A 23,365-nucleotide genomic window follows, 5' to 3' on the forward strand; every position below is an offset into this window, starting at 1 on the left:
ATGTAAAAAATCTATAGAGAATCAAAAGTTTGATAAAGGAAGGTAAAACAATGAGTTTATTAACAGAGTGGAGAGATTTTGCATATGCCCTCGACACAAACAAAAAAGAAGGACAGCTTTTCTGGGGAAATTATTTTAGCGTAGAGCAGGGAATATATGAGAAGATTCTTGCGGAGCCCGAAGTAGTAGTGGAAGGAACAGTAGCAGAACTTGCTGAAAAATATGGAACTACAATCTCCCTTATGACTGGATTCTTAGATGGTATCAATGAAAGTCTTGTAAAAGAAAATCCCATCGAAGAAATGGAAGAAACAACTGTAGTTAATCTTGGATTTGATAAAGAGAAATTATACCGCAATATGGTTGAAGCAAAAGCTGAATGGCTTTATGAGCTTCCTGTATGGGACAGCCTCTTATCCCAGGAGAGAAGAAAAGAACTCTATCTGGAGCAAAAAAAGGCTAATACAATTGTAAAAGAGAAAAAAGTTGGAAGAAATGATCCCTGTCCTTGTGGCAGCGGCAAGAAATATAAATTCTGCTGTGGAAGAGCTTAACGAATACAGTTTGAAACGTAATAATACTTAAAAATTACCAGATGATAGGAAATGAACCTACATGTTTGATACAATGACTTCAAAATCAACATTAGGAAAATCATTTTAATATTATCTGGTATTTTTTTGCCTTTTTCTACCTTTAATAAATTCAAATGAAAATGAAAAATTTAATCATTGACATTTTTTACATTCTGCATTACTATGTCTTTAATACATATTATTCATATTAAAATAGTATGAAATAAAAAAAGAAAGGGGTACTCCATGCAGCCAATTCTGGATTATTTGCTACATAATTGGAATGATGTTTTGAAATTAGCCTTGGAACATCTTGATATAAGTCTGGTTTCCATCATCTTTGCTATGGTAATTGCAATTCCACTTGGAATATTCAGTACGCGATGTAGAAGCCTTACAAAGTTATTTAAAGGTATCTTCGGAACTCTCAGGGTAATACCCAGCCTCGCCATCCTGATTCTTTGTATACCAATAATGGGTACTGGGATGAAGCCTGCTGTAACAGCTCTGGCAGTCCTTGCCATACCCCCGGTTTTAATCAATACTACCCTTGCTTTTCAGACATTGCCGGGTCCTGTTCTGGAGACAGCCTATGCTATGGGAATGGGAAGGTGGAGGATGTTTTTTACAGTGAAATTTCCATTAGCATTTCCACTGATATTTACAGGAATAAAGACAGCTGTGGTAGAAGTAATTGCCAGTGCTACACTGGCAGCTTATATCGGAGCAGGGGGACTGGGAAGCCTTATCTTTACCGGACTAGGACTTATGAGGACTGACTTATTGATAATAGGTGGAGCAAGTGTGGCTATCCTTTCCTTGTTATCAGGATATTTACTTAATTTATTAGACCATAGAATTACCAGGTATAAGAATCCTGGAAAATAAATTTTATATGAATATGGAATGAACATGAATAGGAAGAATAGATGCCCCTGTGGAGGGGTGCCCCTAAGTAGGGGCGGAAAAGGAGAATATATGAAACATTCTGTTTTTAGAAGAGTATCACTTATGTTAGCACTTATTTTAGTAGTGGCATCCTTAGCCGCTTGTTCAAAAAATGGAAACACCAATACCGGTAAATCAGAATCAACACCAGAGGTTACAAAAGCCGCAACTGATGCAGGTACTGCAACTCCCGAAGCTACGAAGGCAGCAGAGGACAACAAAAAAGACACGGTAATTAAAATCGGTTCCAAGGATTTTACAGAGAATCTTCTGCTGGCAGAGATTTATGCCCTGGCTCTTGAAGACAAAGGCTATAAGGTAGAGAGAGTATTTAACCTGGCAAGTGCAGTGGTACATACAACTTTAGTCAGCGGGGATATTGATTTATACCCTGAATATACCGGTACCGGATTGCTCTCTGTATTAAAGCTTCCCTTAGAAACAGACCCTCAGAAAGTCTATGATACCGTTAAAGCTGAATATGAGAAGCAGTTCAACCTGATATGGCTTGATTATGCGCAGGCAAATGACGGTCAGGGACTTGTAATTACCACAAAGGCAGCCAATGAATACGGAATTAAGACCATCTCTGACTTGCAAAAGAACGCAGATAAATTAAGATTTGCTTCCCAGGGTGAATTTGATACCAGAGAAGACGGAATTCCTGCTTTAACGGCTAAATATGGTGATTTTAAATGGAAGTCTTCCAAGGTATATGACAATGGCTTAAAGTATGAGGTATTAAAGAATGACGAAGCAGATGTAGCCGTAGCTTATACAACAGAAGGACAGTTGGTAGATTCATCAACCTATACTTTATTAGAGGACGATAAATATGTATGGCCTCCTTACAATATTGCACCAGTAGTCAGAAAAGACATACTGGATGCAAATCCTGATATCGCGGATGTATTAAATGCTATTGATGCCAAGATAGATACAAAAACGATTACTGGTTTAAATGCCAAAGTGGATGTAGATAAGCAGGAATACGAAGATGTAGCAAAGGAATTCTACGACTCCATTAAGTAATTATTCTATTAAGTAATTAGGGGAAATAAAACATTATTTTATATGAAAGTTTGTAAATACGAAGGTTTGATACTTGCGAAAGGGGTTACTATGATAAGCCAGTCCTTTATTGAGAAATTTAAAGTTCCGGAGGCTGCCTATCCTTATTTGGAACAGATATTTACCAAAGTGGAGATAGATTTTATAAGTAATATAGAGAAGGATACATTTACAGCGTCAGATATAGAGGAACTTGGATTAGGGCAGGCAGAGGAATTTATCCAATCAAGCTATAAAAGAGGGATTATATCCCTTGCAGATGAAAAAAGTGAGAGGTATAAGCTTTCAGACTTTTATGGAAGGCTGGATATTTTCTCAATTTCAGAGACAGATACCTACAGAAGCTTCCCGAAAGAGGGACGGGAGGCTTTGGATAGTTGGTACTTTGAAGCCTATTATAATGGACTGTCTCAGGATAAGAATGTCAGACCGACCTCGGATGTCATCATGCCTCTTAAGGAAGTGCTTGCCTTTATTGAAGAACAGGATCGTCCGGTATATCTAAACTTCTGCGACTGCAGGAGCTTAAAAGGAGACTGTGGTCTGCCCACCAGAACCTGCATTACCTATAAGAACGGTATTAACTCCTTTGCTCACAGAGGATTATCAGAGAGAATTGATAAAGAAACGGCTAAAGAGATTGTCCGAAAGGCAGATAAAGATGGATTGATGCACACGGTAAATCCTAACGGAATCTGTAACTGTTGTGAAGACTGCTGTTATCTTTTCCGAGGGCAGAAAAGACGAGATAGTCTGGGCTTCTGGCCGGAGACCAATTATGTTATTAAGCTGGATAATAATAGTTGTATATCCTGTGGTAAATGTATCAGAACCTGTCATTTTGATGTATTTAAAAAAGAGAGTAAAATTCAGGCAGACCAGTCAAAATGCGTCGGCTGTGGAATCTGCGTGGAGGGCTGCCCTACAAAATCTCTGAAGCTTAACAAACGACAAGGATATACAGAATAATTTGACCTGATCCAGAGATCTGATTAAACAAAACCATGTGCAGGAATGAGGATGATAGAATGAATATCGCTGCTGAATTTATTCATATAAATAAACAATTTAAAGGCTCCAATTATATGGCTCTGGATGAAGTGAATCTAAGCATTAGGGAAGGTGAGCTGGTAACTATCCTTGGAACCTCCGGCTGCGGCAAAACCACACTTTTAAAGCTGGTTAACCGAATCTACGAGCCCGACAGCGGAGAGATAAGATTATTCGGTCAGAATATACAGGAGATGGACCCGGTAAAGCTAAGGCGGAGTATTGGTTATGTAATTCAGCAGGTAGGACTATTTCCTCACATGACAATCTATCATAATATCGCGACTGTGCCAAAGATTCTGGGATGGGATAAGGAAAAGATACGGAAAAGGGAAGAAGAATTATTCCGTCTCGTGAATCTGGACTATAAGGAATTTAAAGATCGCTATCCGTCCCAGTTATCAGGAGGGCAGCAGCAAAGAATTGGCCTCGCAAGAGCTCTGGCGGCAGACCCTTCCCTTATGCTCTTAGACGAACCTTTTGGTGCAATTGATGCTATTAACCGTGAAAAGCTGCAGGATGAACTTCTAAGAATTCATGAGGCTTCCCAAAAAACTTTTCTGTTTGTTACCCATGATATTAATGAAGCTTTTAAGTTAGGTACTAGGGTTCTTATTATGGATAAAGGGCAGGTAAAACAGTTTGATACGCCGGAAGCGATTATTAAGAATCCGGCTGATGAATTTGTAGAGTCGTTAATCCGCTCGGCAAGTAAGCAGTACTTTATAACAGATGGGGGAGGAATTTGATGTTTGAGTATTTCTTTAAATATCATGATAAACTCTTTACTGCCCTCATAGAGCATTTAAAGATTGTTGGAATCACACTGGCACTATCCGTTATTCTAGCCTTTGCGATAACCATACTGGTAATACGGTCAGAGCTTATCTCAAATATTATTCTTCAGGTGTTTGGAGTAGTGTATTCCATACCAAGTCTGGCTTTATTTTCTTTGCTGATTCCTTTGATGGGGATTGGTGAAAAGACAGCTATCTTCGTGCTGGTCTTGTATAACCAGTTCCTGCTGCTTCGCAATAATATTTCAGGCTTACGAGGTGTGGACGCAGCAGTAATGGAAGCAGCAAAAGGCATGGGAATGAGTGATTGGCAAAGGCTCTATAAGGTGCAGATTCCTCTTGCCCTGCCGGTAATTATGGCAGGAATTCATTTGGCAGTAATCTCAACCATAGGAATTGCCACCATTGCTGCAACGATACATGCCGGAGGACTGGGCAGGATTCTATTTGACGGATTACGAACCATGAACTCCTATAAAATTATTTGGGGAACCATTTTCTGCGCCGGTATCGCATTGGTGGCAGATATATTACTTAGGACATTAGAAAAATATCTCTATAAAAAGGCAGGGTATCAATATGAGTTATGAGGCATACAAGGATAATTCACTAGGGTTTACGACCAGACAGCTCCATGCAGGATATAATCCGGCGGAACATTACCGTTCAAAGGCAGTTCCTATCTATCAGACAGCAGCCTTTGAGCTGGGGGATTTCGACCGTTGTACCAGATTATTTGAATACTCAGAAGAAGGGCATTCCTATGTGCGTTTCTCAAACCCTACCAATGATGTCCTTGAGAAAAGAATAGCGTCATTGGAAGGTGGCAGTGCTGCCCTCTCTTTAAGCTCCGGTATGGCAGCTATTTCAAACACTTTCTTAAATATAGCCAGAGCAGGAGATGAAATTGTTGCTGTTTCGACCCTCTATGGCGGAAGTACTACTCTTTTAAATAAGATAATACCGGAATATGGTATACAGGGAAGATTCGTTGAGAATGAAAATGATATCGAATCCTATAAGAAGGTTATCAATGAGAAAACAAAGGCAATTTACATAGAGAGCCTTGGTAATCCAGGGATGAATATCGTTGATATTGAGGCAGTGGCTAACCTTGCCCATGAAAACGGAATTCCTTTGATTATTGATAATACTTTTGCTACTCCTTATCTGTTAAGAGCTTTTGATTATGGTGCGGATATTATCTGCTATTCGGCGACCAAATATCTGTCCGGTCATGGTACCATCATTGTAGGGCTTGTGGTGGAAAAAGGAGGTTTTAACTGGTTTAATGGTAAATTCCCTCAATTCGAAGCCTTCTATGAGGAATACAAAAACTCTATTGGAGAAGCAGAACTTAATCGCTCGATCTTTACGAAAAGGCTGAGAATACGATATCTGACAGATTTGGGATCACATCTTTCACCTACCTCTGCATTCTATCTGTTACAGGGAATGGAGACTCTTTCTCTTCGTATGGAACGTCATACGCAGAATGCAAAGAAGGTGGCAGAGTTCCTAAGCACTCACCCTCAAGTTCTTGCAGTAAATTACCCTGGTCTTTCTAACAGCCCTTATTATGAACTGGCAAAGAAGTATTTCCCCAAGGGGCCGGGTGCTATCCTGTCTATTCGGTTAAAAGGAGGATTAAATGCGGCAAAGACAGTACTCGAGAAGGTGAGAGTATTTGACTATATGGTAAATGTGGGTGATGCCAAATCTCTGATTGTACATTCAGCTACTTCCACTCATTTTGGCCAAACAGCAGAGGAGAGAGAGAAGGCTGGTGTCTACGAGGATACCCTACGTCTTTCCATCGGAATAGAAGATGCAGAGGACCTGATTGCAGATTTAAAGCAGGCACTTGATTCAGTCGAATAGGAAGAAGATTTCATATGTTAAATATAGCATTATTGTATTACTGCCAGGCCGGACACAATGTCCGGCCTATTTTTGCATTTTGTTTGTCGAATATAGTATAAATAGGTTATAAAACAGAGAATTAGCTTGATTTTATCGTTGCTCCTAGGTAAAATCATTGTAAAGGGAGGATAAAAAAGTGCGGTTATCATTGCGTAAAAAAATTAGTTTCTTTATTGTATTACTGGTTATTATTTGCGGCCTGTCCTATATGGCTGTTTCTTTTTTTGTAATGAAGAGAGCTGTCACGGTCCAGATGAAAAGTGACGGGCAGACTCTTATTACTACCATTAAGAGAGAACTGATAAAAAATAATATTACAGACTTATCTGACATGCAGAAAATGTTCAAAGAAATAAAAGAAGAAGGAAACGGAAATATTACATATATTTCATTGTCAAACTCGAAGGCGGAAGTCTTTTTGACAGATGATAAGATTATTGAGGATTCCGGTAATGATGTGGATGGAGTATCCTCAGCTACAGTTGGCAGGACTGGGGGGAAAGACATTAAAAAAACTTCCGCGACCGGAAGCATACTGACTATGCCGGATGGTACTACAGTTTATAATATTTCCACTGAGTTTGAATATAACAAGGAAACCTGCTCTTTAAATATTGGCATATCACTGGTGTCGATGTATTCTGAAATCCAGTCCTCCTCTCTTCTTATGGGATTGGTGACCCTTATTATCATAGTGATATCAGCAGGGTTGGGCATTTTATTTTCAAATGGATTACTAAAACCTGTCTCACTGATATCAGAGAATATTAAGCAATATGCAGCTGGTGACTTTCGAAAGAGCGCCAGGATACAGAGTAAGGATGAAATTGGTGATATTAGTATCGCTCTGGATTCCATGAGGGAGAACTTGGTGCAATTAGTAAAGGGAATAAAAGAGAATTCTTTACAGGTACTTGATAATGTCAATGAGTTAAATACTTCAATGGATGAAAATTCCCGTTTATCAATGGAAATATCAAAGGTTTCAGAAGAGTTAGCCTGCGGAGCGGCAGGGTTGGCAGATGATTCGCAATCAGGACTGGATAATATGAATGTTCTTGCCAATAAGATTAATTCTCTTTATGGTCATCTGGCTGCTACTCAAGGAAGCATGGAGAATATAAAACTTGTAAGTGAACAGGGAAGCCTGTGTCAAAAAGAGCTTCACAATCAGGTAGACAGTAACGGAAAAGTCATTGGTGAGATAAAAGATAAGCTTGATGAACTTGCTGTTAAGCTTGGTACTATTGTAAATGTAACATCCGTTATCAAGGCAATCGCAGATCAAACCAATCTGCTTGCAGTGAATGCCAGAATCGAAAGCGCAAGAGCCGGGGAACAGGGCAGAGGGTTTGGGGTAGTTGCAGAAGAGATTGGTAAATTAGCGGAACAGACCACACACTCTGTCCTGGAGATAGATAATATCTCAAAAGAGGTGAAGCTGGCTTTTTCACAAACCGTTGATATTATGGAAAAGGGAATACAGACAGTAAGCCTTACGAATGATGCTTCCAGAGAGGCAGGCGAATCCTTTAGAAGTATTTTAGAAGCAGTACATTCAGCGTTAAATCAATTGCAGGTAATTGACTCAGATATGAAAGCGGTCCATGGAAAAAAAGAAGAAACAGTAAAACTTATCGGTGATATTTCCTCTGTTGCACAGGAATCCAGTGCAGCTACGGAGGAAATAACAGCATCTCTGGAAAGTCAGAATAAAGGACTTAATAATATAACCCTTTCTGCAAAAGAATTACAGAATATATCTGCTAAGCTTTCAGAGCTTATAGCTCAATTTGAATTATAATAACAAAACTTTAAAGATAGGCTGTTTCATAACAGTTCATTAATAGTAATAATTATAGTAGTGTGTAATAATAGGAACAGTATGGTTTTGAGTGATGAAAACCATACTGTTTTTTGATACAGCAAAACGAATCATTTATCATTGTAACTGGTTTTGATTTTCTTGCTTATATAGTAAATAATCTAAATAATTATTTAATTCTTCTTTATTATCAGGAATTAATTCATTATATCTTTTGATGAAATCAGCAGTTTCATTCACAAAATCACCATAACCGATACGCAGAGTGTTATCAGAGACACCTAACAGGTAGTCACAGGATACTTTAAAGTAATCGGATAGGGCTATAAGCTTATCAAAAGAAGGTTCATTTCTCTTTGCTTCGTAATTAGCAACGGCGCTGGGTCTTATACCTATAACTGCTGCCAGTTCTCCCTGTGTTAACTTGAATTTCTGGCGCAAGAATTTAAGACGGTCATTAAAAGACATATTATATCTCTCCCCCCTGAAATGCAATTGGTAACATTAGTAACTATTATTTTTATAAAATTATATATCTATATTAAGAAAGTGTCAAATTAAAATACTCAAAATGCTGAGAATTGCCCGATAATACTAATAAAAGACAAGAATTTTAATTTTCTGCAGATTACTTGAATTACTGCGTATGTTTCGGGAAGAAAAACAGAAAATATAATGAAATGCTCTCAAAGGAGCGATATAATGAGAGTAGGAAGTAGGAAGCAATTACTTTCCATACAAATGAGAGATTTAATTGATAATATAAATTATGCAACTATTTATTGGGTATAATTGGGAGGAGAACAAAAGATAATTATGAAGAAAAAAGACTTATATATTAAATACGAAAAAGACGGAAACAGGAAGAACAGAAAAAAGAGAAAAACGTATATAACAGTTATTGCAATAGTACTATTCTTCTTGTTGGCATCTGTTCCTGTTATGCAATATTTACATGTGATAACCCTTCCCCAGTTTAATATCAATAAGAAAGTTGTAGACAAAGGACTGCTGCAAGATGATAACAATAATGTAAAAGCTGGCAACAGTAAGGATACAGCAGCGGATACCAGGTCATCACATGAAGTGTTTGATAATAATCAGGACCCTATTGAACACAATATACAAAAGTCTGTAACACCGACGGAGGCTGCCGATGTAAAATCATCTGCAGAGAATAAAGATTTGCAGCAGGAGGGGAAGAAATCTACAGAAGAAACCACCGAAGGTTCGGTTAAGCGGCCTGTAACCGGAGAGGATGCAGATGGATCAGAAACAGGGTCAGAAACAAATGCTGAAATAGAACCGGTCAAAGGTATTTATGTATCCGGTTATAGAGCAGGTATATCTGATTATATGAAAGATTTCATTTCTTTAGCCGATAATACCGAGCTTAATGCAATGGTTATCGATGTTAAGAATGACAACGGGGAGATTACCTATAAGATGGACCAGCCTCTGGCAAAAGAAATCGGTGCAGACGCAGCTTATATTAATGATATGCCCGGACTTATAAAGAAATTAAAAGAAAATAAAGTCTATCTGATTGCCCGGGTTGTTGCATTTAAAGATCCGTTGCTGGCAAAGAAAAGAAAGGATTTATGTTTAAAGAAAAAAGACGGAACCATCTTTCAGGATAAGAACGGGGACCGCTGGGTCAATCCTTACAAAAAGGAAGTTTGGGACTACCTGGTGGACATCGGAAAAGAGGCTGCTGATTTAGGTTTTGATGAAATTCAATATGATTATATTCGCTTTTCTACAGATACAGGCATGAAGCAGGTGAACTTTGGAGCGGAGGCAAAGGGTAAGACTAAGACAGAAGCTATCAGTGAATTCACCAAGTATGCCTGTGACAGTTTAAAGCCCCTTGGGGTAAAGGTATCAGCAGATGTCTTTGGTACCATTATTGATAGTAAGGTGGATGCTGAAATCGTTGGACAGGATTATGTGAAAATGGCAGAATACCTGGATTATATCTGCCCTATGATATACCCCTCCCATTATGGAGAAGGTTCCTTTGGGATTTCCTATCCGGATACGAAACCCTATGAGACAATTCTGGCAGCACTAAAAAAATCAGAGGAAGTATTACAAAAGAATCAAAAATCTTCCGGTAAGAAGCTGGCAATCGTGAGGCCCTGGCTGCAGGATTTTACCGCAACCTGGGTACCGCATCATATTAAGTATGGGACAGCTGAGATAAGAGATCAGATTAAAGCGGTTTATGATGCGGGCTATACAGAATGGCTGTTATGGAATGGCAGTAATAACTATACAAAAACAGCTTTAGAAAAAAATTAAATTCTTTTGCAAGATTATTATTTTTATCGTGTATAAGTATGGGAGCATGTGAAAGGAGGCTAATAACTTGAAGGATGAGGCAATAGTAAACCTGCTTTATGAAAAGAATGATTTGGGTTTATTAAAATTGTCTGAAAAGTATGAAAGGCTTTTAATCCATATTGCGGGTACGATTCTGGGCGGACGTTGGGAAGACATTGAAGAATGTGTAAATGATACCTACATGAAGCTATGGAAGCATATAGAACGTTATGACATGGAAAAAGCCTCCTTAAAAACATATCTAAAGGTAATTGTCCGAAACACAGCAATAAATAAGCTTCGGGACTTAAGCCGCAGAGAAGGAATGGAATACAATGATGACTTTTCGGATATTGCCCAGTACTACGTTGACCAAAGTCAAAATGTAGAGAGCCAGATATTTCGTAAAGAGGATATCAATCTTTTAAATGAAATAATCAAGGAACTGGACAAAAAAGACAGAGAGTTAGTCTTGCGCAGGTATTATTATCTGCAATCCTCTAAGGATATAGCAAAAGCAATGAAGATGAGTGTCACAGCTATTGACAGCAGGTTATCGAGACTACGAAGTAAAATGAAGCTTACCTTTGATCAAAAATTAAGATGGGTAGAAGGTCCGGTGTAAAAAAAGACCTGCAGACTGCCTGCAGTCTGATGATCGAAAGATATGGACAGGAATTAGCTGGGAGGTAACAGTATGAATGAACAAACACTTATCAACATGTTAAGCGAACTGGATGCAGCCGCATTAAATGAGAATTTCACAGAAAGAGATTTTAGAAACAAAAAAGGGAACATCTTTAAAAGAGCATATTTTTATGTAAGGTCAATCTATAAAAAAGAAGAAAACCTAAGTGACAGTATTCTTATGGATCACTGGGAAGAGTTCTCAAAAGATTTTGATGAAAAGAACGAGGATATCAATCAAACGAAGGATGATAATAGTTCGGAGTTCGATTTTTCCATTCGTGTATTTAAACGTGGTATTTCAAATATCTTTAAATTGATATCAGCAGTAATTGCAGCACTTGTTGTAATAATAGGTCTCCTTCTTGTAATAATAAAGAGGAGAAAGTTTATCAAACGTGCATTAAAGAAAATGCAGATAAGCTACTAAAAATAAAATTATAATGCCGGCAGATTAGAGATAAGCGGCGGAACGAGAGGACAAATAAAATATGTTAGAAAAAATTATTGAAATCATTGCAGGACAGCTTACAGTAGAGAGCAGTACAATCAGCGAAAGTTCATCTTTTAAAGAAGATTTAGGAGCAGATTCCCTTGAATTATTTGAATTAATTATGGCTGTTGAAGAGGAATATGATATCGAAATTCCTTCAGAAGATTTAAATACCATGGAAACAGTAGGAGACTTAATTACTTATCTTAAGAATAAGGGTGTGGAATAAATGGAAAAAGAGTCGGCATTGCATACAAATATCTGTGACCTGCTCCATATAAAGTATCCAATTATTCAAGGTGGTATGGCATGGGTTGCAGAACATAATCTGGCTGCCGGTGTATCGGAGGCAGGAGGGCTTGGAATTATTGCAGCCGGAAATGCTCCTGCAGATGTTGTCAGAAATGAAATCAGAAAAGCAAAAGAAAAAACAGATAAACCCTTCGGCGTTAACATTATGCTTCTAAGCCCAAATGCTTCTGAGGTTGCCCAGGTTGTTATTGAGGAAAAGGTTCCGGTAGTAACAACAGGAGCCGGCAATCCCGAGAAATATCTAAAAGACTGGAAGGCAGCCGGAATTATTGTAATTCCGGTGGTAGCCTCAGTAGCACTGGCAAAGAGGATGGAGAGAAGCGGTGCTGATGCGCTGGTAGCAGAAGGCTGTGAAGCCGGAGGACATATCGGGGAATTAACCACCATGGCATTGATCCCACAGATTGTAGATGCAGTTTCTATTCCGGTTATAGCAGCAGGCGGAGTGGGGGATGGCAGAGGTCTTGCGGCAATCTTAATGCTTGGTGCAAAAGGAGCCCAAGTGGGAACTCGTTTTGTAGTATCCCATGAATCCATTGTACATGATAATTATAAAAAACGTATCATAAGTTCAAAAGATATTGATTCTATTGTAACAGGGCGCTCCACCGGACACCCGGTAAGAGCTCTGCGCAATAACATGACCAGAAATTACCTTAAATTGGAACAAGAAGGGAAAAGTTTTGAGGAATTAGAACTTTTAACTCTTGGTTCATTAAGAAAAGCGGTAATGGAAGGAGATATAACGGAAGGTTCCGTTATGGCAGGACAGATAGCAGGACTTGTATCCAAAGAACAGTCCTGTAAAGAGATTATGGAAGAAATGATCTCAGAAGCTGTCAGTGCAATCAAAAAAGGATGGTTATAAGTTCTATGGGTAAAACAGCTTTTATATTTCCGGGTCAAGGCACTCAATATGCCGGCATGGGAAAAGATTTCTATAATAATTTTAATACTTCAAAAGAAATATATGATAAAGCAGAAGAACTTCTTGGTATGGATATAAAGAATCTTTGTTTTGAAGAAAATCCACAGTTAAATATTACAAGATATACACAGCCGGCTATGGCGGTAACTTGTTTAGCCATGCTGGCTGCGGTCAAAGAGCTTGGCTTCCTGCCAGATTATTATGCAGGTCTTAGTCTTGGCGAATATCCGGCGGTCATAGCTTCGGGTGCTATATCCTTCGAGGAAGGTATTCCGCTTGTGAAGGCAAGGGGAGAATTGATGGAGAGCGCTGTCCCAGGAGGTAAAGGCGGTATGGCAGCGGTTCTTGGTCTTGATACAAAGGTGATAGAAGAGGTTTTAGTAAAAGCACAGGGAGCAGTAGGAATAGCGAATTATAATTGTCCGGGTCAGATTGTAATATCGGGAGAAAAGGAAACTCTGGCACAGATGTCGGAAGAGTTGACCAAGGCAGGAGCTAGACGTGTTCTTCCTTTAAATGTCAGCGGACCCTTTCATTCTTCTATGTTAAAAGAAGCAGGAGAAGCTCTTCTCGAGAAATTGAGTACGGTTCAGGTGAATTCACCTGTTATTCCATACACCGCAAATATAGATGCGAAAGTTGTAAGAAACGCTGACACCATAAGAGAGAGTTTATCACGTCAAGTGTATTCATCTGTCAGATGGGAAGAATGCGTGCGTACTCTTTTGGCAGAGGGAGTTGACCTTTTTGTTGAAATTGGTCCGGGTAAGACACTGGCAGGTTTTCTTAAGAAGATAGAGAAAGAAGCTATCGTTGTTAATATAGAAAAAACAACAGATCTAGAGAAGCTAAAGGAGACAATACATGCTAGAGGGTAAGATTGCACTGGTAACTGGCGGAAGTAGAGGTATCGGCAGAGCGATTGCTCTTGCTCTGGCAGAAAGCGGTGCCACAGTTATTATTAATTATAATGGCTCAGAAGAAGCCGCAAGACAAACAGCAGAGGAGATAAAGGAGAAAGGCGGAGAAGCAGTTCTTCTAAAGGGTAATATATCTGTGTCTGCAGATGTAGAGAATATGTTTGCATTCATTTTGAAGGAATATAAGAGACTTGACATCCTGGTTAATAATGCAGGTATTACAAGAGATAATCTTATCTTAAAGATGAGTGATGAAGAATTTGATCAGGTGATTGATACAAATTTAAAGGGTGTTTTCTATTGTCTGAAACAGGCCTCCCGTGTGATGTTAAAGCAAAGATACGGTAAAATAGTTAATATATCCTCCATTTCCGGAATTCATGGCAATCCCGGACAGGTAAACTACAGCGCGGCAAAAGCAGGAGTAATTGGTATGACAAAGACCCTGGCAAAAGAATTGGCATCCAGAGGTATAAATGTTAATGCAGTAGCTCCCGGCTATATCAATACTGATATGACGGTTAATCTGAAAGAGGAAATCAAGAGTAAGGCACTTGAGGTGATTCCCCTAAAGAGATTCGGAGAGGGTTCTGATATTGCAGAAGCCGTTCTGTTTCTGGCATCGGATAAAGCTTCTTATATAACCGGTCAGGTGTTATCCGTTGATGGCGGTATGGGAATTTAAACAAAAGCATATAAATGTTGTTACAATGATTAATAGCATTGAGGTTAGTGTAAAAACGAAGAGACAATTTTCACATAGATGTTAGTGCCTTGGATATTCTGAGCGGGAAAATGAGCCGCGTTGGATAGGCATAGCTGAACCTATGAGTATCAGATCAGGGATTTGATTCTCACGAAAGGAGTTAAAATGAGTAAACGTGTAGTTGTAACTGGTATGGGAATTATATCACCTATCGGTAATAATATAGAAGATTTCTGGCAGGGAATTAAGGAGCAAAGGATTCCATTTGCACCTATCACTTATTTTGATACCACAGAGTATAAAGTTAAATTAGCAGCACAGGTTAAGGACTTTCATGCAGAGGAATATATGGATCCGAAAGCTGCCAAACGTATGGAGGATTTCTGCCAATATGCAGTGGCTGCAGCAGGTCAAGCAATTAAAAATGCCGGACTTGATATGGAAAAAGAAGATGCAACCAGAATAGGTGTCTGTGTAGGCTCCGGTATCGGAAGCTTACAGGCTGTGGAAAGAGAACATACGAAGCTCTTAGAAAAAGGTCCTAAAAGAATTGCTCCTTTATTAGTTCCACTTATGATATCCAATATGGCTGCCGGAAACGTTGCAATCCAATTTGGTCTGAAAGGAAAATGTACTAACGTGGTTACAGCTTGTGCTACTGGAACCCATTCCATTGGAGAAGCTATGAGATACATTCAATGTAACGAAGCGGATGTAATGGTTGCCGGTGGTACGGAAGCAGCTATCAGCCCCATCGGAGTATCAGGATTTTCAGCGCTTACCGCTATGACTACTCAGACTGACCCCAAGAGAGCATCTATTCCTTTCGATAAAGAAAGAAGCGGCTTTGTTATGGGTGAAGGTGCAGGAGTTGTTGTATTGGAATCCTATGAACATGCGGTTAACAGAGGAGCTACTATCCTGGCTGAGATAGCCGGTTATGGTGCTACCTGTGATGCTTTTCATATTACTTCTCCTTCTGAAGATGGTGAAGGTGCTGCAAGAGCTATGACACTGGCTATAAAAGAAGCTGGAATTACCCCTGAGGATGTGGATTATGTCAATGCCCATGGAACCAGTACCCATCACAATGATCTTTATGAAACCATGTCTATTAAGCTGGCGTTAGGAGATCATGCTTACAAGGCGGTAGTAAATTCTACTAAGTCAATGACAGGACATATGCTTGGTGCAGCAGGAGCAGTGGAATTCATCGTATGTGTAAAATCCGTAATGGAGAATTATGTTCATGCTACAGCAGGTTATGAAATTCCGGATGAAGAACTTGATTTGAATTATGCTAAGAATCCGGTAACGGACAGAGTGATAAATTATGCCATATCAAACTCCTTAGGATTTGGCGGGCATAACGGAAGTCTTCTTGTAAAGAAATACAAAAATGATTGATTATCAAGTAAGAGGCATAATTTTAAGCCTGAAATTAGGAGGAAACCTGTGAATAAAGAAGAAATTCTTGAATTGATTAAAGCGGTTTCAGCAAGTAATGTAACAGCGTTCCGCTATAAAGACAACGAGGTGTCACTAGAGCTTGAGTGCGATAGAGTTATTAAGACCGAGGTAGTTACAAGTGGAAGCATACCAGTAACAGAGGTATCTGAGGCCAAAAAGGATGAAAATCTGTTAATCATTAAGTCTCCCATGGTAGGTACCTTTTATACAGCTAAATCAGAGAAAAGCGACCCTTTTGTACACGTTGGCGACAGGGTAAAAAAAGGGCAGGCAGTTGGTATTATAGAAGCCATGAAGCTTATGAACGAGATTGAATCAGAATATGACGGCATTGTAGAACGGATTGAAGTTAACAACAAAGATATGGTGGAATATGGTCAGGCATTGATATATCTTAAGCCACTATAAGATAAACAGAAATAGTACTGGTAACTGAATCTGAACAGGCAGCTTAGAAGCGAAAGAGCAGGAATGATAATGTTAGATATAAACGAGATAAAGAAGATCATACCCCAAAGAAGTCCCTTTTTATTAATTGACAGAATCGATGAATTGGAACCCGGCAAACGTGCCGTAGGAAAAAAGTGTGTTAGTTATAATGAACCTTATTTTACAGGGCATTTTCCGGAAGAACCTGTTATGCCGGGAGTTTTAATATTAGAGTCATTAGCGCAGGTCGGAGCGGTAGTTTGCCTTTCCCTGGAGGAAAACAGAGGAAAAAATGCATACTTTGGCGGAGTTAATAAAGCCAGATTCAGAAATAAGGTAATACCTGGGGATGTAATGACCTTAGAAGTAGAACTGATAAAAAGCAAAGGAAATATTGGAGTTGCCACTGCAAAAGCCTTTGATGGTAAGAAGATTTTTGCAGAAGCGGAGCTTATATTTGCTATAAGTTAGGTTAGAACCAGCGTGGAATCAAAAAAAAGAAATTTCACTGTAAAAAATACTCTGCGCACAAAAGCGCATAATACGGAGGTTTGCAATGATTAGTAAAATCTTAATTGCCAACAGAGGAGAAATCGCAGTGCGGATAATACGTGCCTGCAGAGAAATGGGCATATCCACAGTAGCCATCTGCTCGGATGTCGATAAAGATGCCCTCCATGCCCAACTAGCAGATGAAACTATCTGCATTGGGCCTGTACCTTCAAAAGACAGCTATTTGAAGATGGACAGAATTATTAGCGCAGCCTGTGCAGCAGGTGCTGATGCAATACATCCCGGATTTGGTTTTTTATCGGAAAACTCCAGATTCTCCGATCTTTGTAAAAAATGCGGTATCATTTTTATCGGTCCTACGGGAGATGTTATTGATAGAATGGGTAACAAATCAGAAGCCAGAAGAACTATGATCGAAGCAGGTGTACCGGTAGTTCCCGGAACGAAACAGGCAGTAGCTTCAGCAGAGGAAGGCTTGAAAATCGCAGCAGATATTGGCTATCCGGTTATTATCAAGGCCAGTGCCGGCGGCGGTGGAAAAGGCATGCGTATTGTTCGGAAAGAAGAGGAATTTGTAAAGCTTTTTGAGACAGCCGGCCAGGAAGCAAAGAACTCCTTTGGTGATGATACTCTTTATATCGAAAGATATATAGAAGGTGCCAGACATATTGAATTTCAAATTCTCGCTGATAATTACGGCAATGTAATACATCTTGGTGAAAGAGATTGTTCTATTCAAAGAAGACATCAGAAGTTAATCGAAGAGGCTCCGGCTCATCATATGACAGCCGAACTCAGAAAAGCAATGGGTGAAGCAGCGGTAAAAGCAGCTAAAACAGTAGGCTATCAGAATGCGGGCACCATTGAATTTATTATGGATAACCAGAACAGATTCTATTTTATTGAAATGAATACCAGAATTCAAGTAGAACATGGTATTACCGAACTGGTAACAGGCATAGACCTGATAAAGGAGCAAATAAAGATTGCAGAAGGGAGACCGCTGTCAATATCCCAGGAGGACGTAGTAATTAAAGGTCATGCAATTGAATGCAGAATCAATGCAGAGAATCCTCTAAAGGATTTCATGCCTTGTCCCGGTACGGTTACCTCTTTGCATTTTCCGGGAGGAAATGGTGTGCGGGTAGATTCCGCTCTCTATGCCGGCTACAAGATTCCGTCAGCTTATGATTCCCTTTTAGTGAAGCTCATGGTGCATGACAATGACAGAGAACAGGCAATCAGAAAGATGCAGGGAGTACTTGGTGAGCTTGTAATTGAAGGTATTGATACGAATCTGGACTTTTTATATACTCTTATAAATCAAGAAGATTTTAAAGAAGGAAATACAGATACAGCCTTTGTGGAAAAACTGCTAAAAGACAAAAAAGAAATGTCTAAAGCCGTGTAGTGAATTATTGAAAATAATAATTCACTTAGATTATGCCTGCGAAATCCTCGGCATAATCTTGTGGCAGGCATTCTCTTGAGGCGCAGAATAGCAATAGGAGCGATCTAAGAAAGAGGTCATCATGTTAAAGGAAATGTTTAAAAAGAATCTTGCTGTAAACGGGGAGCAAAGAAAACTCACCCAGGATAAAAAACGGAAAGACTCCCTTTACGATGCACAGGTACCGGAAGGTCTTTTTGATAAATGTGATAAGTGTAATGAAATAGTCTATCTTGAAGATGTAGTTCAGAACTACTATATTTGTCCGGTATGCGGCAGTTACTTCCGTATTAGCCCAAGGACGAGACTTAGTATGGTGCTGGACACAGGAAGCTTTACAGAGTGGGATGTTAACCTGCCGGTAAGTGATCCGCTTCATTTCCCTGGATATGAAGATAAATTGAATCATCTTCGAATGGCTACCGGCCTGGATGATGCAATCGCTACCGGTAAAGGAACCATCGAAGGAATGGAAGTGGCTATTGGAGTAATGGCTTCTACTTTTCTAATGGGCAGTATGGGAGAAACCGTAGGCGAAAAAATCACCCGTATGATAGAAACAGCCACCAAGGAAAGACTGCCGGTTATACTTTTCTGCTGTTCCGGCGGGGCCAGAATGCAAGAAGGTATCATATCATTAATGCAAATGGCAAAGACAGCCGGTGTAATAAAAAAACATGATGATGCCGGACTTTTATATATTCCTATTTTAACGGACCCTACCACAGGAGGGGTTATGGCAAGTTTTGCTATGCTCGGAGATATTATTCTGGCGGAACCCGGTGCTTTAATTGGTTTTGCAGGGCCAAGAGTAATCGAACAGACCATAGGCCAAAAACTCCCGGAAGGCTTTCAGAGTGCTGAATTTCTGTTGGAGCATGGATTTATTGACAAGGTGGTTAAGCGGAATAAATTAAAACAGACTTTGTCTCTCCTTATCAGGAGCGTGCAGATTTCAGAAATATAGCAAGAATTTAAACTCAGATTCAAAGAAAGGCAAGAAAGGGAGTAGAAAACATGGCAGCCGAACTCACAGCATGGGAACGTGTTGAAATAGCAAGAGGAAATGAGAGACCAACAAGTCTTGACTTTATAAGTGGTATTTTTAATAAATTCATAGAACTTCACGGAGACAGGCAAGGAAGAGATGATGGTGCCGTTACCGGCGGAATAGCTGTAATAGAAGGAATGTATGTTACTGTTATCGGTCTGCAAAAAGGCCGTACAATAAAAGAAAACGTCAGAAGAAACTATGGCATGGCAAATCCTTCTGGTTACCGTAAAGCTTTAAGGCTTATGAAACAGGCAGAGAAATTTAACAGACCTGTCATCTGTTTTGTAGATACACCGGGAGCTTTTCCTGGCATTGAAGCGGAGGAAAAAGGGCAGGGAGAGGCAATTGCCAGAAACCTGTTTGAGATGTCCGGTTTAAAAGTCCCTATTCTAAGTATCATAACCGGTGAAGGAGGAAGCGGCGGAGCCTTAGCTCTGGCTGTAGCCAATGAAGTATGGATGCTTGAGAATGCAGTATATTCCATACTTTCCCCGGAAGGTTTTGCCTCTATTCTTTGGAAAGACAGCAAAAAGGCTTCTGAAGCCGCAGAGGTTATGAAGATTACTGCGCAGGATTTAAAAGAATTAAAAATAATTGAGAAGATTATACCAGAAGAAGAACCGGTCAATCTGATGAATATAATGAATATTACAGATGGATTAAAAGCAGATATCCTTCAGTTCCTTCATACCTACAAAGAAAAAAGTATAGAAGAAATCACTTCACAAAGGTATGATAGATTTCGAAATATGTAATAATCTCTAAAAGATAATATAAAAGATAATATAAAAAATAATATAAAAAAATAATATAAAAAACAATATAAAAAATAATATAAAAATAATATAAAGATATAATATATCTATGCAATATAAGGGAAAGCTAAAAAGATCTGGATTTTGATCTTTTTAGCTTTTTTAATAAGACAATTTTAGACGTTTATAAAATTTTATTAAACACCATCCTTTCTTTTCCTGTATTTTTTACAACTCTTTATAACATACTAAGGATAAGGAAGGAGAAGTAGATATGGATAATAAAATAAATAATCAACTAAACCAGTGGTCCGGCAAGATAAAAGAGACCGCAGGGAAGATGGTTCACTCCGACCAGATGGAGCTTAAGGGAAAGCTTCAGGTTATGGGGAGTGAAATCAGTGAAAAAGGGGAAGAAATAAAAGAAAAGGCTGCTAATAAAGCTAATGGAATTATTGATAAAATAAAAAACGAGAGAGGAAGGTGATGATATGCCGGAAATCAGCAATATAATTGTTTGGATTATCCTTGGAGGTATATCCGGTTGGATAGCCAGTAAGATAATGAAAAAAGACAGTCAGATGGGCGCCGGAATGAATATTCTGGTTGGTATCGTAGGTGCTTTCATCGGCGGTTGGCTTGCCGGTATATTCGGCTGGGGTCCTGCAACGGGCTTGAATATCTGGAGTTTTATTGTATCTATCGTTGGTGCTGTAATATTACTTTTTATCATAGGCCTCTTTAAACAAAAAGAATAGTTCATTTTAAAAGGAGCATTTTCACATTTATTTGTGAAAAGCTCCTTCTATTTTGATAAAGTATTATGTTCTATCACTAATCTTAGTATAACCTTTTATTTTAGATACGTTCTTATAGGCAGGTCGGATAATCTTACCAGCGTTAATCAATTCTTCCAGTCGATGTGCGCTCCAACCGGTAATTCTGGCAATCGCAAAAATAGGGGTATAAAGTTCCAGTGGAAGATCCAGCATACTATATACAAAGCCGCTGTAAAAGTCCACATTAGCACTTACACCTTTATAAATCTGGCGTTCTTTGGCAATAACTTCCGGAGCCAGTTTCTCAACAATACTATAAAGCATATACTCCTTTTTTCTGCCCTTCTCTTCGGAAAGCTTTTCTACAAAGCCTTTGAACAGTTCAGCTCTGGGATCAGAAATAGAATAAACAGCGTGCCCCATACCATAGATAAGTCCGGATTTATCAAAGGCATTCTTATTGATGAGTGCGGTTAAATAACCGCGAACGGCATCTTCATCTTCCCAATCGTTTAATTCGTTTTTCATGTCTTCAAACATTTGAATTACCTTGATGTTAGCACCGCCGTGTTTTGGACCTTTTAAGGAGCCTAAAGAAGCCGCTACAGAGGAATAAGTATCTGTGCCGGTAGAGGTTACCACATGGGTCGTAAAAGTAGAATTATTACCGCCGCCATGTTCTGCATGCAGTACCAGAGCCACATCCAGTATTTTAGCTTCCAAAGGGGTATATTTACTGTCCGGGCGCAGGAGGTGCAGTATCAGCTCGGCAGTGGAGAGATTCGGGTCGGGTGTGTGTATATATAGGCTTTGACCGTCATGATAGTGGCTGTATGCCTGATATCCGTAAACAGACAGCAGCGGAAACAGGGAAATAAGCTGCAGTGACTGGCGCAAGACATTGGGCAGTGATATATCGTCGGCCTTATCATCATAGGAATATAGTGTAAGTACACTTCTTGCAAGAGTATTCATCATATCTTTACTGGGAGCTTTCATAATAATATCCCGGACAAAAGAGGTAGGAAGGGAGCGATACTCGGTAAGAAGCTTCTGAAAGTTGTCAAGCTCTGCTTTATTTGGAAGAACACCAAACAACAATAGGTATGTAACCTCTTCAAAACCAAAGCGATTATCCTCAATAAAGCCTTGTACAATCTGTTTTACATCAATTCCCCTATAAAAAAGCTGTCCTTCAATAGGAACGTATTCCGACTCTATGATTGCATGGGAGCGGACATCCGCAATTTCAGTTAAGCCAGTTAAAACGCCGGCACCGCTTACATCCCTCAGTCCTCTTTTTACTTCATATTTTGAATAAAGAGAGGGATCAATTACACTGTGCTTCGTGCATAAATCAGAAAGTGCCATAATCTCAGGTGTAATGTTTGCAAAGTTCGTAGTATTCATAACAGCCTCCTTTGGGTGATATTTCCTGTAACACTATGTATTATTTTGCATAATAAAGTATAAATTCAAGTAGGGAAGAAGTCTTCTTAATTAAATTCATAATACATAGTCAGATAATAATTAATATATTAGCACAAATAGGGAAAGATCACAAGGAGGTACAGTTAAAAACTAATACTAAACTGTTAATAATTATACATTTTCATTCGCATCTCTTCCACATTCGCTTAACAAACCTGTTTACAAAAAGAGAATAGCTCCACATAAATGTCGCTAAACTGGAAATTAATAGTGATATACCAAGGCCAGAGGCTTGTACATTCCTCATAAACTTCTGCTGAGAATGCCATTGCATTTTTATGGCAAAGCAAGTATGATAGAGAGGTAGTATCAATAAGAATAATATAAAATTTATGACTTCTATGCATAAAAATTGACAGGAGGCAGCATGCTATTAGACGATTACATTTATTTTAAAATAGGAAAAACCAAACACATTGCCTTAATTGCACATGACGGCAAAAAACAGGAATTGGTAAAATGGGCTGACAAAAACAAGGAAATCCTAAAGAACCATTTTCTCTGCGGCACCGGAACCACTGCCAGACTGATATCTGATCAGACAGGCCTTCCGGTAAGAGGTTATAACAGCGGTCCCTTAGGTGGTGACCAGCAGATTGGTTCCAGAATTGTAGAAGGCGGAATTGATTTTGTAGTCTTTTTATGGGATCCTCTGGAATCCCAGCCTCATGACCCGGATGTGAAAGCGCTTCTTCGAATTGCGGTGGTATATGATATTCCCATTGCAAATAATCTTGCAACAGCAGATTTTCTTCTTGCTTCCACTCTAATGAATGAGGAATATGACAGGAAAGTTGAAAACTTCAACAAAAATATGAAGGAAAGACTTGAGAAATTCACGGAAGAAAAGTAAAAACGGCAGAG

The 23,365-nt window shown here is 39.1% G+C and carries 26 protein-coding genes; 24 read left to right on the top strand and 2 right to left on the bottom strand.

All coding sequences use genetic code 11. From position 1 onward, the window contains the following. Positions 1 to 50: 50 nt before the first annotated feature. The 8 genes from bsdcttw_RS04235 (at position 51) to bsdcttw_RS04270 (ending at position 8,168) form a co-directional block, all read left to right on the top strand. Positions 51 to 554, top strand: a complete 504-nt coding sequence (locus bsdcttw_RS04235) for an SEC-C metal-binding domain-containing protein (RefSeq protein WP_185258166.1) — start codon at positions 51 to 53, stop codon at positions 552 to 554. A gap of 267 nt (positions 555 to 821) precedes the next feature. After that, positions 822 to 1,463 carry an ABC transporter permease gene (locus tag bsdcttw_RS04240; RefSeq protein ID WP_185258167.1) on the top strand — a complete coding sequence of 214 codons (642 nt, stop codon included), beginning with the start codon at positions 822 to 824 and terminating at the stop codon, positions 1,461 to 1,463. A gap of 90 nt (positions 1,464 to 1,553) precedes the next feature. Further along, the gene (locus tag bsdcttw_RS04245) at positions 1,554 to 2,555 is read left to right on the top strand and encodes a glycine betaine ABC transporter substrate-binding protein (RefSeq protein ID WP_225903786.1); all 1,002 of its coding nucleotides are present in this window, start codon (positions 1,554 to 1,556) and stop codon (positions 2,553 to 2,555) included. 42 nt (positions 2,556 to 2,597) lie between these two features. Further along, positions 2,598 to 3,563 carry a 4Fe-4S binding protein gene (locus tag bsdcttw_RS04250; protein WP_225903787.1) on the top strand — a complete coding sequence of 322 codons (966 nt, stop codon included), beginning with the start codon at positions 2,598 to 2,600 and terminating at the stop codon, positions 3,561 to 3,563. Between the two features lie 59 nt (positions 3,564 to 3,622). Further along, positions 3,623 to 4,393: an ABC transporter ATP-binding protein gene (locus bsdcttw_RS04255; RefSeq protein ID WP_185258168.1), complete on the top strand. Its 771-nt coding sequence runs from the start codon at positions 3,623 to 3,625 to the stop codon at positions 4,391 to 4,393. Then, positions 4,393 to 5,031, top strand: coding sequence for an ABC transporter permease (locus tag bsdcttw_RS04260; RefSeq protein WP_185258169.1), 639 nt, complete (start codon positions 4,393 to 4,395; stop codon positions 5,029 to 5,031). Before bsdcttw_RS04255 ends, bsdcttw_RS04260 begins: the two co-directional genes overlap by 1 nt. Then, positions 5,021 to 6,322, top strand: coding sequence for an O-acetylhomoserine aminocarboxypropyltransferase/cysteine synthase family protein (locus bsdcttw_RS04265; RefSeq protein WP_185258170.1), 1,302 nt, complete (start codon positions 5,021 to 5,023; stop codon positions 6,320 to 6,322). Before bsdcttw_RS04260 ends, bsdcttw_RS04265 begins: the two co-directional genes overlap by 11 nt. 178 nt (positions 6,323 to 6,500) lie before the next feature. Then, entirely contained in the window at positions 6,501 to 8,168 is a 1,668-nt protein-coding gene (locus bsdcttw_RS04270) for a methyl-accepting chemotaxis protein (RefSeq protein ID WP_185258171.1), read from the top strand. 138 nt (positions 8,169 to 8,306) lie between these two features. Here the strand turns inward: bsdcttw_RS04270 and bsdcttw_RS04275 are convergent, their stop codons facing one another. Further along, positions 8,307 to 8,657 carry a helix-turn-helix domain-containing protein gene (locus tag bsdcttw_RS04275; protein WP_185258172.1) on the bottom strand — a complete coding sequence of 117 codons (351 nt, stop codon included), beginning with the start codon at positions 8,655 to 8,657 and terminating at the stop codon, positions 8,307 to 8,309. A gap of 348 nt (positions 8,658 to 9,005) precedes the next feature. Between bsdcttw_RS04275 and bsdcttw_RS04280 the strand changes: the two genes are divergently transcribed. The 15 genes from bsdcttw_RS04280 to bsdcttw_RS04350 all read left to right on the top strand — a co-directional run bounded on the left by bsdcttw_RS04280 (position 9,006) and on the right by bsdcttw_RS04350 (position 20,989). Further along, the gene (locus bsdcttw_RS04280) at positions 9,006 to 10,493 is read left to right on the top strand and encodes a putative glycoside hydrolase (protein WP_225903788.1); all 1,488 of its coding nucleotides are present in this window, start codon (positions 9,006 to 9,008) and stop codon (positions 10,491 to 10,493) included. A gap of 67 nt (positions 10,494 to 10,560) precedes the next feature. Beyond that, positions 10,561 to 11,139 carry an RNA polymerase sigma factor gene (locus tag bsdcttw_RS04285; RefSeq protein WP_185258173.1) on the top strand — a complete coding sequence of 193 codons (579 nt, stop codon included), beginning with the start codon at positions 10,561 to 10,563 and terminating at the stop codon, positions 11,137 to 11,139. 72 nt (positions 11,140 to 11,211) lie between these two features. Then, a complete protein-coding gene (locus bsdcttw_RS04290; RefSeq protein ID WP_185258174.1) occupies positions 11,212 to 11,631 on the top strand; it encodes a hypothetical protein in 420 nt (139 codons plus the stop codon). Positions 11,632 to 11,692: 61 nt separating this feature from the next. Continuing rightward, positions 11,693 to 11,923 (top strand): acyl carrier protein, encoded by a 231-nt coding sequence (gene acpP / locus bsdcttw_RS04295; protein ID WP_185258175.1) that lies wholly within the window; start codon positions 11,693 to 11,695, stop codon positions 11,921 to 11,923. Beyond that, positions 11,924 to 12,874, top strand: coding sequence for an enoyl-[acyl-carrier-protein] reductase FabK (gene fabK / locus bsdcttw_RS04300; protein ID WP_330602367.1), 951 nt, complete (start codon positions 11,924 to 11,926; stop codon positions 12,872 to 12,874). 5 nt (positions 12,875 to 12,879) lie between these two features. Further along, on the top strand, positions 12,880 to 13,812 hold the full coding sequence (gene fabD, locus bsdcttw_RS04305; RefSeq protein ID WP_185258176.1) for an ACP S-malonyltransferase: 933 nt from the start codon (positions 12,880 to 12,882) through the stop codon (positions 13,810 to 13,812). Further along, the gene (gene fabG, locus bsdcttw_RS04310; protein ID WP_185258177.1) at positions 13,799 to 14,539 is read left to right on the top strand and encodes a 3-oxoacyl-[acyl-carrier-protein] reductase; all 741 of its coding nucleotides are present in this window, start codon (positions 13,799 to 13,801) and stop codon (positions 14,537 to 14,539) included. The genes fabD and fabG overlap by 14 nt, the downstream gene beginning before the upstream one ends. Positions 14,540 to 14,725: 186 nt before the next feature. Then, positions 14,726 to 15,967 carry a beta-ketoacyl-ACP synthase II gene (fabF, locus tag bsdcttw_RS04315; RefSeq protein ID WP_185258178.1) on the top strand — a complete coding sequence of 414 codons (1,242 nt, stop codon included), beginning with the start codon at positions 14,726 to 14,728 and terminating at the stop codon, positions 15,965 to 15,967. Positions 15,968 to 16,015: 48 nt separating this feature from the next. Then, on the top strand, positions 16,016 to 16,438 hold the full coding sequence (gene accB, locus bsdcttw_RS04320) for an acetyl-CoA carboxylase biotin carboxyl carrier protein (RefSeq protein WP_185258179.1): 423 nt from the start codon (positions 16,016 to 16,018) through the stop codon (positions 16,436 to 16,438). Between the two features lie 69 nt (positions 16,439 to 16,507). Continuing rightward, positions 16,508 to 16,930, top strand: a complete 423-nt coding sequence (gene fabZ / locus bsdcttw_RS04325) for a 3-hydroxyacyl-ACP dehydratase FabZ (protein WP_185258180.1) — start codon at positions 16,508 to 16,510, stop codon at positions 16,928 to 16,930. Positions 16,931 to 17,015: 85 nt separating this feature from the next. Next, entirely contained in the window at positions 17,016 to 18,383 is a 1,368-nt protein-coding gene (locus bsdcttw_RS04330; RefSeq protein ID WP_185258181.1) for an acetyl-CoA carboxylase biotin carboxylase subunit, read from the top strand. Between the two features lie 121 nt (positions 18,384 to 18,504). Beyond that, complete coding sequence (gene accD / locus bsdcttw_RS04335; RefSeq protein ID WP_185258182.1) at positions 18,505 to 19,389, top strand: acetyl-CoA carboxylase, carboxyltransferase subunit beta; 885 nt, start codon at positions 18,505 to 18,507, stop codon at positions 19,387 to 19,389. A gap of 50 nt (positions 19,390 to 19,439) precedes the next feature. Further along, positions 19,440 to 20,231 (top strand): acetyl-CoA carboxylase carboxyltransferase subunit alpha, encoded by a 792-nt coding sequence (locus tag bsdcttw_RS04340; protein ID WP_185258183.1) that lies wholly within the window; start codon positions 19,440 to 19,442, stop codon positions 20,229 to 20,231. Positions 20,232 to 20,505: 274 nt separating this feature from the next. Then, entirely contained in the window at positions 20,506 to 20,718 is a 213-nt protein-coding gene (locus bsdcttw_RS04345; RefSeq protein ID WP_185258184.1) for a CsbD family protein, read from the top strand. Between the two features lie 4 nt (positions 20,719 to 20,722). Further along, the gene (locus bsdcttw_RS04350) at positions 20,723 to 20,989 is read left to right on the top strand and encodes a GlsB/YeaQ/YmgE family stress response membrane protein (protein ID WP_185258185.1); all 267 of its coding nucleotides are present in this window, start codon (positions 20,723 to 20,725) and stop codon (positions 20,987 to 20,989) included. A 63-nt stretch (positions 20,990 to 21,052) separates the two neighbouring features. Here the strand turns inward: bsdcttw_RS04350 and bsdcttw_RS04355 are convergent, their stop codons facing one another. Further along, positions 21,053 to 22,420: a citrate/2-methylcitrate synthase gene (locus tag bsdcttw_RS04355; RefSeq protein ID WP_185258186.1), complete on the bottom strand. Its 1,368-nt coding sequence runs from the start codon at positions 22,418 to 22,420 to the stop codon at positions 21,053 to 21,055. A 448-nt stretch (positions 22,421 to 22,868) separates the two neighbouring features. Between bsdcttw_RS04355 and bsdcttw_RS04360 the strand changes: the two genes are divergently transcribed. Then, positions 22,869 to 23,354: a methylglyoxal synthase gene (locus bsdcttw_RS04360; RefSeq protein WP_185258187.1), complete on the top strand. Its 486-nt coding sequence runs from the start codon at positions 22,869 to 22,871 to the stop codon at positions 23,352 to 23,354. Positions 23,355 to 23,365: the final 11 nt, after the last annotated feature.

Origin of the sequence: Anaerocolumna chitinilytica, from assembly GCF_014218355.1 — a bacterium.
Lineage (GTDB): Bacteria > Bacillota > Clostridia > Lachnospirales > Lachnospiraceae > Anaerocolumna > Anaerocolumna chitinilytica.